Consider the following 14,474-nt stretch of genomic DNA (forward strand, 5'->3'; position numbering starts at 1 on the left):
GGCTCCACGACCTCCACGGGTGAATGCCACCGACCCTTTGACTGTAGTGAGACTACAGCGTGTTTCACTGGAGTATGACTACAGCGAATTCTCCTACCGCCGACGGACGCATCCTGGTTCCCGGTGGCTACGGAGCCGTCGGCACGGCGGTGACCGCGACCCTCGGGCAGTGGTTCCCCGGGCGGGTGGTGCCCGGCGGTCGGAGCGCGGAGCGGGCCCGACAGCACGGCGGGGTCCGGGTGGACGTGAACGATCCGCAGGGCTTCGGCGCGGTCCTCGACCGGCTCGGCGACGTGAGCGCCGTGGTGCTGTGCGTGGAGCCGCCGGACGAGTCGGTGGCACGTGTATGTCTGGAGCGGGGCGTCCACCTGGTCGACATCGGGGCGGACGCGCGCCTGCTCCGCGCGGTCACCGCGCTCCACGACACGGCGCTCGACACGGGCGCATCGGCGGTGCTCAGCGTCGGAGTCGCGCCGGGGCTGAGCAACCTGCTCGCCCGGCGCGCCCACGAGGAGGTCGGGGGCGCGCAGCGGATCGACCTGACCGTGCTGCTCGGATCGGGCGAACGGCACGGCGCCGACGCGGTGCGCTGGACCGTGGCGGGGCTCGCCGCGCCCACGGCGGCCCGTCCCCGGCGCGTCGAACTGCCCGGTCACGGGTTCAGAACCGCGCACCCCTTCCCGTTCTCCGACCAGCACACGCTGACCGGCACCCTCGGCGTGCCCCGGGTGACCACCCGGCTGTGTCTGGACTCACGGGCGGCCACGGCGCTGCTGTTCGGGCTGCGCCGCACCGGACTGCTGCGGGCCGCCGACCGTCCGGTGCCCCGGCGGCTGCTCACCGGCGCCCTGGGTCGGGTGCACCTCGGCGGTGATGCCTTCGTGGTGCGCGCCGACGCGTACCGGGACGGACTGCACGTCGCCCGGGTCGCCCGGGGACTGCGGCAGAGCCGGTTCACCGCCCTGGTGGCCGCGCACGTCGCACGGCACCTGCTGACCGGCGGCCCGGCGCCCGGGGTCCGGCACGTCGAGGAGGTGCCCGCACTGGCGGACCTGCCCGAGCGGCTGGCCGGTGACGGACTGACCGTGCTGCGACTGACGGACGGACCGGCGTGAGGGACGACTGGTCGGGCGGCGGGCGGAACGGGTACGCGCAGGCCGGGGACGCCTGGGCGCACGCGGCGGACGACGTGGTGGCGCTGGCCCTCGCCCGGGCCGACCGGGAACACCGCGGGCCGGTCCCCGAAGTGCTGGACGTGGGCACCGGATCGGGTCCCGCGCTGCTCGCGGCGGCCCGGGCGGGTGCCCTCGCGGTGGGTGTGGACCGGGCGGCCGACCTGGTGCGGGTGGCGGCGGCCCGGGCCGCCGCGGCGGGGCTCGGCGGTCGGACCCGGTTGCTCGTGGGGGACGCGGGGGCGCTGCCGTTCCCCACCGGACGCTTCGACGTGGCCCTGTCCACGTTCGGGGTGATGTTCGCGCCCGATCCGTGGCGCTCGGCCGCCGAACTCGTACGGGTCTGTCGTCCGGGCGGGTGGCTGGCCGTCGCGTCCTGGACCCCGGACGGGGTGTTCGGCCGGATCGCCCCGACCGTCGCCCGGGCACTCCCCCGCCCTCCGGGTTCCGTCGACGCCCCCACCCGCTGGGGCGAGCCCGGTCACGTACGGCGGTGGTTCGCCCCGCTGCCGGTGACCGTGGAGACCCTGGTGTGCGAGGTCCGCGTCACGTACCCGTCCGTCGAGCGGGCGGTGCGGGTGTTCGCCGACAAGCCCGGCCCGTTGCGGCAGTACCGGACGGCCCTGGAGGCGGCCGGGCGCTGGGAGGTCGCGCGGGACGCCTTGAGCGAGCTGTTCACGGCACACGGCCGGGCCACTGACGGAAGCCTCCAGATGCACGTTCCGTACCTCGTGGCGCTCGGCCGGGTCGATCGGGGAACCGGAAAGTCCCGGTAGCGGAGTGGCGGCGGCCCGGGGTGCCGTCCCCGAGCCGCCGTCCGTTCCCGGCCCTTCCGTCGGCGCGGGCAGCGACCGTCACCGCAGTTCCTTCGCCCGCTCGCCGAGGATCCGCGCCGCGGGCAACACCCGCTGGAGTGCACCGCCCTCGTCGGCGCCGTCGAACTGGGTCCGGTGCAGTTCCGCGTACCGTCCGTCACGGGCGAGCAGGGTGTCGTGGGTGCCGCGCTCGACGATTCGACCGTCTTCCACCACCAGGATCTGGTCGGCGGCCCGGACGGTGGACAGCCGGTGGGCGATCACGACGGCGGTCCGGTCCGCCAGTGCCTCGGTGAGCGCCTCCTGCACGGCGGCCTCGGAGGTGTTGTCGAGGTGGGCGGTGGCCTCGTCCAGGATCACCACGCGCTGCCGGGCGAGCAGCAGCCGGGCGATGGTCATCCGCTGGCGCTCCCCGCCGGACAGCCGGTAGCCGCGTTCGCCGACGACCGTGTCGAGGTCGTCGGGCAGGGAGCGGACCAGGCCGTCGAGGCGGGCGCGGCGCAGGGCGTCCCACAGTTCCTCGTCGGTGGCGTCGGGACGGGCGAGCAGCAGGTTGGCGCGGACCGACTCGTGGAAGAGGTGGCCGTCCTGGGTGACCATGCCGACGGTGGCGCGCAGCGAGTCGGTCGACAGGTCGCGCACGTCGACGCCGCCCACGCTGACCGTCCCGGAGTCGGTGTCGTACAGCCGGGGCAGCAGGGAGGCGATGGTGGACTTGCCCGCCCCGGAGGATCCGACGAGGGCGACCGTCTGGCCGGGTTCGGCGCGGAACGACAGGCCCTTGAGCACCTCGCCGCCCTCGCGGGTGTCGAGTGAGGCGACCTCCTCCAGCGAGGCGAGGGAGACCCGGTCGGCCGCGGGGTAGCCGAAGCGCACGTCGGTGAACTCCACGGCCACCGGGCCCTCGGGGACCTCGCGGGCGTCCGGCCGCTCGGCGATCAGCGGCTTCAGGTCCAGCACCTCGAAGACGCGCTCGAAGCTGACCAGGGCGCTCATCACCTCCACGCGGGCCCCGGCGAGTGCGGTGAGCGGGGCGTACAGCCGGGTCAGCAGGAGGGCCAGGGCGACGACGGCACCGGGCTCCAGGGTGCCGCGCAGGGCGAACCAGCCGCCGAGTCCGTACACGAGGGCGAGGGCGAGGGCGGAGACCAGGGTCAGTGCGGTCATGAACGTGTACTGGGACATCGCCGTGCGGACCCCGATGTCCCGGACCCGGGTGGCGCGGACGGCGAACTCGGCGGACTCCTCGGCGGGCCGCCCGAAGAGCTTGACGAGGGTCGCCCCGGGTGCGGAGAAGCGTTCGGTCATCCGGGTGCCCATGGCGGCGTTGAGTTGTGTGGCCTCGCGTTGGAGTCCGGCCATCCGGGTGCCCATCCGGCGGGCGGGCACGACGAAGACGGGCAGCAGCGCCAGCGCGAGGAGGGTGATCTCCCAGGACAGGGTGAGCATCACGGCAAGGGTGAGCAGCAGGGTGACCACATGGCCGACGACTCCGGACAGGGTGGTGCTGAAGGCGCGTTGGGCACCGATGACGTCATTGTTGAGGCGGCTGACCAGGGCACCGGTGCGGGTGCGGGTGAAGAAGGCGACGGGCATCTGCTGGACGTGGTCGAAGACGGCGCGCCGCAGGTCCAGGATCAGGTTCTCGCCGAGCCGGGACGACAGACCGCGTTCGATCAGGCCGAGGCCGGCCTCGACGACGGCGATCACGGCGATCAGCAGGGCGATCCGGACCACCGTCCCCGGCGGGCCGCCGCTCACGATGGCGTCCACCACCCGTCCGGCGAGCAGGGGGGTGGCGACGGCGAGGAGCGAGGTGACGATGCTGAGCAGGAGGAAGCGGACGATCGGCTTGCGGTGGGGGCGGGCGAAGGCGGCGATGCGGCGCAGGGTCGCGCGGCGGAAGGGGCGGCGGTCCTGTTGGGCGTGGATGAGGCCGTTGAGCTGCGTCCATGCCGTGGTCTCCATGTTCATGCCGCTGACGGTAGAACCTCAATCATCCTTGAGGTCAAGTGTGTCGTGCGGGAGGTTCTGAGGAGCCGTCACGGGCACGGGCGGGGAGCCGCCACCTCGGCTTCTTCCCGGCTGCCGGAGGTTCTCAGGAGGCGGGAGGTGTGCGAGAGTCCTCGGCATCCCCGTCAGCCGGGGAGAGGGAAGGCCGGGCATCCGGGCGGGAGTCGGTGCCGGTCCGGGCGGCCGGGGACGGGAAGGGCACGATGAAGGTGACGGGGAAGCCGCAGCCGGTGGGAGTTGCCGGGTCGGGGCCGCGGGGGCTCGCCGTGGGGCTGGTCGGGGCGGGCACCATGGCCCGCGCCCATCTACCGGCCTGGCTCGCCCTCGGCGCCCGGGTCGCCGTGTGGTCCGCCGGCGGTGGCGCCGCCCGACTGGCCGAGGAGTACCGGGCCGAGGGGGTCACGGTGGCGCCGGACCTGGACGGTCTGATCGGTCGCAGCACGGTCGTCGACATCTGCACCCCGACCCCGAGTCACCCGGCCCTCGCGCTGGCCGCGATCGCCGAGGGCCGGTCCGTGGTGTGCGAGAAGCCGTTGGCGCTCACCCCGCGGGACGCGGCGGAGATCGCAGGGGCTGCGGAGGCGGCCGGAGTGCTGCTCTTCCCGGCGCACGTCGTGCGCTACTTCCCCGCGTACGAGGCCGCCGCCGCATCGGTCGCCCGGGGCGAACTCGGGGAGCCCACCGAGCTGCGGTTCACCCGGGGCGGGGCCTATCCGGTGTGGTCACCGTGGTTCGCCGACCCGGCACTGTCGGGCGGCATCCTGATGGACCTGATGATCCACGACATGGACTACGCCCGGCTGTTGGCGGGCGAGGTGGTGAGCGTCCGGGCCGAGGCGCAGACCACCCCGAACACCGCGCCGGGCGGCGCGCGGGCCGAGGGCACCGCCGTGCTCACCCATGCGTCGGGCGCGGTCAGCCGGTTGTCCGCCACCTGGGGCCCGGCCGACGTGCCGTTCCGCACGACCTTCCGGGTCACGGGGACCCGCGGGATCGTGGCGCACGACTCCACCGCCCCGACGGGCCTACGGGCTGGCTCCGGCACCGGGGACGCGCCGGATGCGGCGACGCCCGCCGGACCTGCGGCGGAGAGTCCCTACCTCACTCAACTACGCGAGTTCACCGCCGCGTTCGCGGGCGGTCCGTCCCCCAGGGTCAGCGCCCGGGACGCAGTGGCCGCGGTCCGGATCGCGGCAGCCGCCGTGCTGTCCGCCCGCACCGGAGAGGCCGTGGACCTCACCGGTGACGCGGAGGTCTGACAACCGCGTCGACCAGGGCGCTGCGGGCCTCGCGGGGCCCGCCAGGTCGACGGCGGCCCTCACACGAACGGCCGGGGCGGACCGGGGTGGTCGCGCACGGCCCGGCGCAGGATCAGGACGGCCACGGCGACCGTGAGCGGCCAGCACACCACGAACGCCCAGATCGCGACCGGGTTGGCGGTGACACCGCCGAGCACCAGCAGGGCCAGGGAGAGCACGGCGCACAGCGCCAGTGCGCGACCGCGGACGAGCTGGGCCGCCAGCCGCTGCCGTACCGCGAGCAGCCCCAGGCGGTGACGCAGCGCACGGTCGCCGTTCAGGCGGTCCTCGATGTCCTGGAGGGTCCGTCGCTCGCGTTCGGTCAGTCGGTCGGCGGCCATGGTGCGCGCTCCAGCGCTCTGGAGGGGTGCACCGCGCGGGGTCTGCGGCCCGTGTGCGCCGGGGTGCGGACGGTCACCGCCCGGTGCTGCCTGCACTGACGAGTCTACGGACGCATGCGCCGTCCCGCTCCCGGTGCCCCGGAGCGCGCGGGGAGGGGCCCGCCCTCAGGTGGGCGGGCCCCTCCCGGTCGTGCGCGGTGCGCTAGGCCCGCTGTCGGGGGCTCGGGTGGATGGTCAGCTTCTCGTGCTTGTCCTTGGGGCGTTCTCCTCGTTCGTTGGCGAGGTGAACGGTGACGGTCTCGTCCGCGTTCTGCGGGGTGATGGCGTAGGGGCCGGTGACCGGTTGGTCGGGCAGCACGTACCCCTCGGGGACGTCGGTCTCCCGGAGGTAGTACTCCCCGACGGCCAGGTCGTCGAAGAGGCACACGCCCGCGTCGTCGGTCGAGCAGCCGGGGCCGCGCCGGGTGTCCGCCGCGACGGAACCCGACGCCGTGGTCTGCAAGCCGGTGACCCCGTTGGTCTCCTCCCAGAGCTCGAACACGGCGCCGGTGAGTGCCCTGCCGTTCTTCTCGTCGGTCTTGAGGACCTTGATGCTGCCCCGGGCCCGGGTGATCGGGACGGTCACGGTCACGGGGTCGCTGGGGACGGTGTTCCCGGCGGGGTCCTCGCCCGCGGCCCGGGCGCGGTTGGTGACCTCACCGGCCTCGCCGTCCGCTGCGGTGACGACGTAGCTGCCGCGGCAGACCGTGCTCGCGCCGGCGGCCAGGGAGGTGTCCTCGCAGGTGATCTCGGTGACGTGGTCGTCGACCACCCGTACCCCGGTCAGGGGTTGGCTGCCGCTGTTGGTCACCGTGTACGCGTACGCGACGGTGTCCCCGACCTGGTAGGGGCCGGGGCTCGCCACCTCCTTGCTGACGGAGATCGCGGGGCCTCCGGTGATCGGCAGGGTCGCTTGGGCCGGCGGCGAGGTGACGGTCCGGTTGGGTGCGGTGCCCGTCGCGGTGGCGGTGTTGGTGACCGAGCCGGCCTCGGCGTCGGCCTCCGTCACCGTGTAGGAACCCCGGCAGGTGGTGCTGTCGCCCGTCTCGCCCTCCGGTTCCAAGGTGGTCGCTTCGCAGGTGATGCCGGTGACGCGGTCGTCGGTGACCGTCACCCCGGTGAGCTGCTGGCCCCCGGTGTTGCGCACCGTGTAGACGTAGTCCACCTCGGTGCCGGCGGTGTACGGCCCCTCGGTGTCGACGCTCTTCTCGATGCTGATCCCGGGCGGCCGGACGAGGGGCACCGTCTCGCTGGACGGCGGCGAGGTGACCGGGGTCCCCCCTGACGTGCCGCCGGCGGTCGCGGTGTTGGCGACGGAGCCCGCCGCCACGTCCTGGGCCGTGACCACGTAGGTCGCCGTGCAGGTGACCGTGTCTCCCGCGGCCAGGGTGGTGACCGGACAGGTCACCGCCCCGATCTTCGGGTCGGTCACGACGAGTTCGGTGATCGACGCGTTGCCCGAGTTGGTGACGACGAAGTCGTAGGGGACCTCGGTGCCCTCCTCGATGACTCCGGGCAGCGGCTGGTGGACCTGCTTCACCAGGTTGAGCGCCGGCAGCGGCTGGTCCGAGTGGACCGCGACGTTGCGGATCAGATGGACGTCGGTGAACAGACCGGTGGAGGCGGCGAAACCGAACTTGTAGGTGTCGGGCACCGCCGTCGGCGCCGGAGTCGCGATCACCTGCTGGAAGCCCGCGCCGTCGTTGAAGTCCACCGCCACCGTGAGCACCGGGTTCGGCGCCGGGGTGAGGTGGACGTTGACCCGACGCCTGGACGGCTCCAGCGCGGCTTCCGCCTCGGCGGGCGTGGCGTCCGGCGGCAGGGAGGTCAGCGGCCCCTGAAGCTCGCCGGGCAGGGTGGAGGGCCACGGACCCGTGGTGGAGAAGTTGCTGGTGGACGCCGTGAGGAAGCAGTAGCCCTCGATGCCGTCGCCCGGGCCCCGCACGGTCACCATGTTGGCTCCCGGTGCCGGGATCCTGAACTCCGTGCCGGCCGGGGAACGCTGCGCACAGCCGTTGCCGCGCTGCTCCCAGTCGCCGAAGTAGTTGCCCAGGACGTCCAGCCCGACCCCGAGGTAGCCCCGGTCGACACCGGGCAGGAAGGGGTTGACCGGGTTGTCGTCGGGCAGTTTCTGCGCATATCCCAGGCTGCCGCCGAACGCTCCCGGGTGGGTGAGCGAGGTGGCGCCGTCAACGAGGAAGAACGAGATCCCGTCCGCCGGGGTCGCCGGGGTCGTGCTGCCGTACTGCCACTGGTCGAAGGTGACGTCGAGCCCCTGGCCGGCGGGGATGGCCTGGTCGTACAGGACGGCCCCCGCCTGGTCGTTCGACGCGTCGGTGAGCTGGAGGTATCCGTTGGGGGCGCCGCCCGTGGGCGGCACCGGGCCGGTCTGCGTCGTGGGACAGCCGCCGAGGGGGTGGTTCCCCGGACCCGGTGGCGCAGCCGCGGCGGCACCGGTGAGGCAGGCCGATCCCACTGCGGTGAACCCGGGGTCGGCCGTGGCGCCGGTGAAGGTCTCCTGGACCAGGGGGGTGGAGACCGCTCGGGGCGCTCGGGGAGCCGACGGGGGTGACGCCTGGGCGCTGCTCCCGACGGTGCCCCCCAGGAGGCCGATCACGAGTGCGGCGGCCAGGCTCGGGGTTCTTCGGCGACGGGGGCGGGCGGTCCCGCTGTCTCTGCTCATGACCACGAGGGGTACCCGCCGTGCGGGGCGTCCCGGCGGGACACCCTGCGCCGGCGACGAACATCAGCCGGGTGCCCCACAGTCCTTCGCCCGGACAGCCCCCCGTCGGAACCCGCGGTCGGACCGCGCCGGGCCCGCTGGCGGGAGGCTCCGGCCCTGCACCCCGCCCGGATCGGCAATTCCTTTGACATCCGGGGGAGTTGGGGCACGATGAGCCCATTCGGGTACCGGACGGGCAGGGGGACGCATGGGAACGCGCAGGGGATTCCTCTCGGCGGGGGCGGCGACCGCGGCAGCGGTGGGCACGGGGTGGCCGGCCGGGTCGGCGAGCGCGGCCGGTTCCGCCGGTTCCCCCTCCGGTCGGCAGGACGGCGTTCCGCAGTACGACGTTCCCTTGGGCATCGCGATGGAGGGTTACCCGAGCGCGTTTCCGGTGCGCTTCCTGCGACTGGTCAACCAGGGCGAGACGGTCGACATGGCCTACCTCGACCTCGCTCCCGCGGGCGGCGCCGCGTCCGGGCGCACGGTGCTGCTGCTCCACGGGAAGAACTTCGACGGCGGTGCCTGGACGCCCACCGCGCGGGCCCTGGCGGCGGCGGGCCACCGGGTCGTCGTACCGGACCAGATCGGGTTCGGCCGCTCCTCGAAGCCCGCCCTGGACTACCGTTTCACGCTGTTGGCGCAGAACACGGTGGCCCTCCTCGACCACCTCGGCATCGCGGAGGTCGACGTCATCGGCCACTCGATGGGCGGCATGCTGGGCGTGCGCTTCGCGCTGGACCACCCGACCAGGGTCGGCAAGCTGGTCCTGGCCAACCCGGTGGGGTTGGAGGACTACCGCGAGCTCGTGCACGCCCACAGCACCGAGCGCCTGTTCGCCGACGAGTTGGCGAACACCTCGCTCGCCGGCATCCGCGCCTTCTACGCGTCCTACGTGGTGACCTGGCGGCGCGCCTACGAACGCAACGTGGAGTTGCGCTACCGGATCACGCTCAGTGCGGAGTACCCGCGCTGGGCGCAGGCGTCGGCCCGTACGTACCAGATGGCCTACCACCAGCCCGTGGTGCAGGAACTGCCGCGGCTGCGGCTCCCGGTGCAGCTGGTCATCGGGCAGGAGGACCGGGCGGCGGTCGGCAAGTCGTACGCGACGCCGGAGAACCGTGCGAAGCTGGGGAACTTCCCGGTGCTGGGCAGGCGGGCCGCCGCTGCCGTGCCCGGTGCCCAATTGGTGGAGCTGCCCGGTGTCGGACACCTCCCGCACCTGGAGGCCGGTCGGCGGTTCACCCGTGAGGTGCTGGCCTTCCTCGCCGCCGGCGGCAGCTGAGGCGTTCCGACCGGCGCCGCGTCCTGCGGTTCAGCGCGGGCAGAGCGGTGTCACCCGCCAGGAGCCGCCGGCGTTCTCGTCGTCCGTCCCGAGGACGGCCCGCCCGGCGGAGGCACAGGCCAACGCCTCGATCTTGTGGCCGGGGAACACCGCGAGCCGCAGGGGACGTGCCCGGGGAGCGGGGCGGGGGCCGTCGAGCCCACCGGTGACGACCCGGCCGACGTCGTACACGGCGGAGTCGAAGGGCCCGTCGTCGCCGGGGTCGGACGCCGAGGTCACGGTCACCCGTCCCGACGGGGACACCGCCAGGTCGCTGATGTGCCGCACGTGCGTCGCGGGGAACGGGACCCGGATCTCGGCGGAGCGGCGGGTGCCGAAGGTGAGGCTGCGCCAGTCGAGCGCGGCGGTGTACAGCACCGCCGGGTCCTCGTCCTGGCCGCGGTGCGCCCACACCGCGGTCAGCCGGCCGGGTGTCCCGGTGAGGTGGAACGCCTCGTGGTTGCGGCCGGAGCCGGCTTCGACGCCGGGAACGGTGAACTCCCGCAGGACCCGTACCGCGTCACCCGCCAGGCGTAGGTGGTAGCCGCGTCCGGAGCTCTCCAGGGCGACCAACTCCCCCGGCACACCGGGGACGGCGCTCAGCGCCTCCAGGTCGACGGGTTCCCGCTCGCCGTCCCAGCGCAGCACGTCGACCCGCGGGGTCCCGCCGGGGGCGGATCGGATGCGGGAGACCCTGGGTTGCCCGGTGCGCTTGTTGTCGTGCACCACCACCGTCTCGGTGACGGCGGTCCCGTCCTGGCCGGTCACGGCGATGCCGCTGATGCCCGCGGTGATGCCCGTCCCGGTCTGCGCCCAGCCGTCCTCGGGGGGTGCGGCGGTGGCGGGGGCGGCCAGGACGAGACCGCTGAGCAGGGCGGCGACGAGGGGGCGGCGTGCGCGAGGTCGGTTCACCCCGCGCACGCTAGGACGGTCGCGGGCGCCGCCCGGAACGCGTCGCCGGCGGCTGCTCCGTTCGGCCCCGGGCGTTCACTCCGAGCGAGGTGCCGGCCCGGGGCCTTACGGTCCTCCCGTACACCAGGAAGCCGCGGAGGACCGTGAGTTGCACGGCCGTCCGCCGGAACGGGGGGCAGGAACGGCGTGGAGTGGCAGACGGGGGCCGCGGGCTTCGCGGTGGGACTGTTGATAGCCGTCGTCACCACACCGGTGGGGGTGTCCGGTGCGGTGTTCCTGCTGCCCGTGCAGTTGAGCCTGCTCGGGGTGCCCAGCCCGGCGGTCACCCCCACGAACCTCCTCTACAACGTGGTCGCCGGTCCGGGTGCCCTGGTGCGTTACCACCAGGACGGGCTGCTGTACGGCTCGCTGACCCGGCTGTTGGTCGCGGGGACCCTGCCCGGGGTGGTCTGCGGCGCCGTCATCCGGGTCTTCGCCGTGCCCGGCCCCGCCGTGTTCCGGCTACTCGTGGCCGCGCTGTTGCTGCCCCTCGGCCTGTGGCTGACCGTCCGGACGCTGCGCCCGGCACCCGTGCGTCCCGCGGCGGAGCCGTCACCGCGGACCGTCCGCCTCCTGGCGCTGGTCGTGGGCACGGTCGGCGGGATCTACGGCATCGGAGGCGGCTCCCTCATCGGCCCGTTCCTGGTCGGCCGGGGGATGCCCGTCGCGAAGGTCGCGCCGGCCGCGCTCGCCGCCACGTTCCTCACCTCCGTGGTCGGCGCCGGCACCTTCGGGTTGTTGGCCCTCGGCGGAAGCGACGACATCGCGCCGCTGTGGTTCCTCGGACTGGCCTGCGGACTGGGCGGGCTCGCCGGTGGCTACCTCGGCGCCCGGCTCCGCACCCGGCTGCCCGAACGGGCCCTGCGCGCCCTGCTCGGCGTCCTGGTCACCGCGGTGGGCGCCCTGTACGCGGTCCAGTCCGTGCGCTGACGGGAGCCCGGACGCGGCCCCGCGCAGGAGAGGGCACCGGGGCGCTGTCGGTGCCGGGGAATAGGGTGACGGCCAGGTACCGGACCTGTACACGGGGAGTGTTGAGCAGTGCGGATAGAACGACACCAGGTGGGCGAGAGCGCGATCTCGGCGACGCTGAACGACGCGACCGACCGCATCACCCGCCTGGTGATCTCCAGCTCGAAGGCCGACCGCATGACGACCGGGGTGTGGTCGTTCATCGCGGAGGAGTTCCTCGACTACCTGGGCGCGCTGTCCGCGGCGGAACCGGAGTTGAGTTCTCCGGAGGCGCAGGCCGTGCTGGAGGCCGCCGCCGAATCCGCCGCGGGCGCGGTCCAGTTCGCCGCGTACTGGCCGCACGTCTCCTTCAGCGTCTTCCTGGACTACGTGAACTTCGGGATGAGCTACGAGCCGGACGAGGGCCCGTCGGAGAGCGTGAGCGTCGGGCAGTGGCTGGACGGCTTCTGCCTGGCGGTCCTCGTCGACAAGGCCGAGCGTCACAGCGAGGCGTTCCACTTCGCGCGGGAGGTTCCGCAGCGGGGCAAGGAGGGACAGCCGTCGGTCGAGTTGATGCACGGTCTGATGGTGTACGTCCTGGGTGACCTCGACGATGACGACGCCCCCTACCCGCCGGGGGCGGAGCACAAGCTCGCCGCCCTGGACGAGGCCCTGGCCCGGGTCCGCGCCCAGGCGCCGGCGGGGGCGGCGGAGCATCCGCACACCACTGCGCTCGCCGCCCTGCGCGCCCTGGCCGCCGATGACCGGGCGGGCTTCGACGCGTGCCTGACGTCACTGCTGGTGGCGCAGAGCGCCCGGCCCGGGTACCACGCCGCTCCCCACACCCTGCTGCCCCTGGAGCCGTTGACGCTGGCGGCGCTCGCCTACCGGCGTGCGGGGTGGTGGCCACCGCTGTCGACGGACTACCTGCCCCGCACCCTGGTCACCGGGTTCGAGGGCGCCGGGCCCCGGGTCGGCGGCTACGGTGCGGACCGCCGCCCGGACGCCGTGGCGGAACTCGCCGCGCGCTCCCTGGTGGTGGACCGGCCCGACGGTGCGGGTGAAGCCGCGTCCGACGCGGAGTACCTGCTGAACGACGTGCGGCAGCGCACGGCACGGGGCTGGGCAGGGGCCGGGGGCTGGCAGAGCGCGGTGGCCCTGGCCCTGATCGGCGGACGGCGCGAGGAACTGGCCCCGCTGGTGGTCGGCGGCGCCGAAGCCCTGAGTCAGGACACCTCCGCCTTCGCCGCGTACCGCAGGGCCCTGTTGGACTACCTGCACGCCGAGGACCCCCGCCCCGCGGCGGACGAGGCGTTGAAGACCCAGGAGCGGTCCCGGGACTGGGGGTTCCGGATGCCTCCGGCGGTGCTGTTGTCGCAGCTGGTCGACGGTGACGAGGAGAGCTTCAACCTGGCCCTGGCCGACGCCCTGGAGCAGCACCGGGACCACTACCGGGTCGCGGACCGCGCCCGGCACGTCGATTCCGCGCTCGACCTCGACGTGCTGGGCCTGGCCTGCCACGCACGAAGGCGTGGCTGGGCCATCCGGGTGAGCTCCCCCTACCTGCCGTCCCACGTGCTCGACGGGGCGAGGCCGCTGGCCGGCTGAACGACCGATGTTGTCGCCCGATCCGGCGGGGTCGCACCGGCCGGATCAGCGGGATCGTGGGGTGAGGTCGTCCCAGATGGCCTGTTCCTGCTCCGTGGCGGGAACCCAGGGGCACAGCCGTTCCGGGTGGCCCGGGGCGGGAGCGTGCCCCGGGACGAGTGGTGTCTCCGGGATGTGGACCCAGAGGTGACCGTAGGCGATCAACGCCGCCCAGATGCGTGCCAGACAGCGCCGGACCAGGAGTGACATCCCGTCACGGTCGGGCATGACGCCAAAGTGCCGCCAAAGCCGTCAGGCCACTGACCTGCTCGCCCCCTCCCCCGCCCCCGTCAACAACCACGAGATCAAGCCAATACGTCTACGTACGTACTTTCCCCGATGCGCGGACTCGACGCCGGAGATGACAGTGATGCACCACGTGAGACCCACACATGTGTTCCCTGACTGGACGAGGATGCGATGCGCTACGAACTCCTTGGGCCCCTCCGCATTCGCCACGCGGAGCAGAGCTTCTCGCTGTCCGCCCCGAAGGTGGAGACGACGCTGGCCACGCTGCTGATCGGCAACGGCCGGGTCATCACCAAGGAACACCTCGTGACGGAGCTCTGGGGCGGCCGACCACCGCGCCGGGCCTCGGCCGCGGTGCACGTGTACGTCTCGCAGTCCCGCAAGTTCCTGGCCGCGGCGGGCGGTGATCCGGGGCGCGCCCTCGTCACCCGGCCCCTCGGGTACGAGCTGTGCCTCAACGGTGCGAGCTGGGACGTGGACGACTTCAAGGCCGCGATGCGGGCGGGGCGCGAACTGCGGTCGGCCGGTCGGCACGAGGAGGCGCTGGCGAGGTTCGAGGACGCCTTGTCACTGATGCGCGGTCCCGTTCTGGAGGGGGTCACGGAGGGGCCCGTCCTGACCTCGTTCGCGACCTGGGCGGAGGAGGAGCGGTTGCAGTGCCTGGAGCTGTCGGTGGAGTCGCGCACGGCCCTCGGACGGCACCGCGAGGTGGTCGGCCTGCTCAGCACGCTCACCGCCCAGTACCCGTTGCGGGAGTCGTTCTACCGGCAGTTGATGCTGGTGCTGTACCGCTCCGAGAGACAGGCCGAAGCGCTCCAGGTGTACCGCTCGGCGCAGCGGGTGCTGCGCACCGAGCTCGGCCTCGAACCGCACCGGTCGCTGCGGCTGTTGCACCAGGCCATCCTCACCTCCGACCGGTTGCTCGACCTGCCCACGGCGGGTTGAACGGACCCGC

The 14,474-nt window shown here is 73.6% G+C and carries 12 protein-coding genes; 7 read left to right on the top strand and 5 right to left on the bottom strand.

Going from position 1 to position 14,474, the window contains the following annotated elements; translation table 11 throughout:
• The first annotated feature begins 74 nt into the window (after positions 1–74).
• Together ACFWIA_RS26135 and ACFWIA_RS26140 are read left to right on the top strand one after the other, a co-directional pair.
• Complete coding sequence (locus ACFWIA_RS26135; RefSeq protein WP_387009111.1) at positions 75–1,115, top strand: saccharopine dehydrogenase family protein; 1,041 nt, start codon at positions 75–77, stop codon at positions 1,113–1,115.
• The gene (locus ACFWIA_RS26140) at positions 1,112–1,948 is read left to right on the top strand and encodes a class I SAM-dependent methyltransferase (protein ID WP_387009113.1); all 837 of its coding nucleotides are present in this window, start codon (positions 1,112–1,114) and stop codon (positions 1,946–1,948) included. Before ACFWIA_RS26135 ends, ACFWIA_RS26140 begins: the two co-directional genes overlap by 4 nt.
• A 78-nt stretch (positions 1,949–2,026) precedes the next feature.
• Here the strand turns inward: ACFWIA_RS26140 and ACFWIA_RS26145 are convergent, their stop codons facing one another.
• Positions 2,027–3,961 carry an ABC transporter ATP-binding protein gene (locus ACFWIA_RS26145; RefSeq protein ID WP_387009115.1) on the bottom strand — a complete coding sequence of 645 codons (1,935 nt, stop codon included), beginning with the start codon at positions 3,959–3,961 and terminating at the stop codon, positions 2,027–2,029.
• A gap of 242 nt (positions 3,962–4,203) precedes the next feature.
• On the opposite strand from ACFWIA_RS26145, the gene ACFWIA_RS26150 reads away from it, so the two are divergent.
• Positions 4,204–5,259: a Gfo/Idh/MocA family protein gene (locus ACFWIA_RS26150; RefSeq protein ID WP_387009116.1), complete on the top strand. Its 1,056-nt coding sequence runs from the start codon at positions 4,204–4,206 to the stop codon at positions 5,257–5,259.
• Between the two features lie 59 nt (positions 5,260–5,318).
• Here ACFWIA_RS26150 and ACFWIA_RS26155 read toward each other — a convergent pair whose 3' ends face one another.
• Both ACFWIA_RS26155 and ACFWIA_RS26160 read right to left on the bottom strand, forming a co-directional pair.
• Positions 5,319–5,639 (bottom strand): DUF3040 domain-containing protein, encoded by a 321-nt coding sequence (locus ACFWIA_RS26155; protein WP_387009118.1) that lies wholly within the window; start codon positions 5,637–5,639, stop codon positions 5,319–5,321.
• 202 nt (positions 5,640–5,841) lie between these two features.
• A complete protein-coding gene (locus ACFWIA_RS26160; protein WP_387009120.1) occupies positions 5,842–8,361 on the bottom strand; it encodes a SpaA isopeptide-forming pilin-related protein in 2,520 nt (839 codons plus the stop codon).
• Between the two features lie 247 nt (positions 8,362–8,608).
• Between ACFWIA_RS26160 and ACFWIA_RS26165 the strand changes: the two genes are divergently transcribed.
• A complete protein-coding gene (locus tag ACFWIA_RS26165; RefSeq protein ID WP_387009122.1) occupies positions 8,609–9,685 on the top strand; it encodes an alpha/beta fold hydrolase in 1,077 nt (358 codons plus the stop codon).
• A 30-nt stretch (positions 9,686–9,715) separates the two neighbouring features.
• Here the strand turns inward: ACFWIA_RS26165 and ACFWIA_RS26170 are convergent, their stop codons facing one another.
• Positions 9,716–10,636 carry a hypothetical protein gene (locus ACFWIA_RS26170; protein ID WP_387009124.1) on the bottom strand — a complete coding sequence of 307 codons (921 nt, stop codon included), beginning with the start codon at positions 10,634–10,636 and terminating at the stop codon, positions 9,716–9,718.
• 186 nt (positions 10,637–10,822) lie between these two features.
• On the opposite strand from ACFWIA_RS26170, the gene ACFWIA_RS26175 reads away from it, so the two are divergent.
• Both ACFWIA_RS26175 and ACFWIA_RS26180 read left to right on the top strand, forming a co-directional pair.
• Positions 10,823–11,605, top strand: a complete 783-nt coding sequence (locus ACFWIA_RS26175; protein WP_387009126.1) for a TSUP family transporter — start codon at positions 10,823–10,825, stop codon at positions 11,603–11,605.
• Between the two features lie 108 nt (positions 11,606–11,713).
• Positions 11,714–13,231, top strand: coding sequence for an immunity 49 family protein (locus ACFWIA_RS26180; protein ID WP_387009128.1), 1,518 nt, complete (start codon positions 11,714–11,716; stop codon positions 13,229–13,231).
• 45 nt (positions 13,232–13,276) lie between these two features.
• On the opposite strand, the gene ACFWIA_RS26185 is transcribed toward ACFWIA_RS26180, so the two are convergent.
• The gene (locus tag ACFWIA_RS26185) at positions 13,277–13,498 is read right to left on the bottom strand and encodes a DUF6059 family protein (RefSeq protein ID WP_387009130.1); all 222 of its coding nucleotides are present in this window, start codon (positions 13,496–13,498) and stop codon (positions 13,277–13,279) included.
• Between the two features lie 192 nt (positions 13,499–13,690).
• Here ACFWIA_RS26185 and ACFWIA_RS26190 point away from each other — a divergent pair, with 192 nt between their 5' ends.
• On the top strand, positions 13,691–14,464 hold the full coding sequence (locus ACFWIA_RS26190; protein ID WP_387009132.1) for a BTAD domain-containing putative transcriptional regulator: 774 nt from the start codon (positions 13,691–13,693) through the stop codon (positions 14,462–14,464).
• The last annotated feature ends 10 nt before the right edge of the window (positions 14,465–14,474 follow it).

Origin of the sequence: Streptomyces sp. NPDC127068, from assembly GCF_042724695.1 — a bacterium.
Classification (GTDB): domain Bacteria; phylum Actinomycetota; class Actinomycetes; order Streptomycetales; family Streptomycetaceae; genus Streptomyces.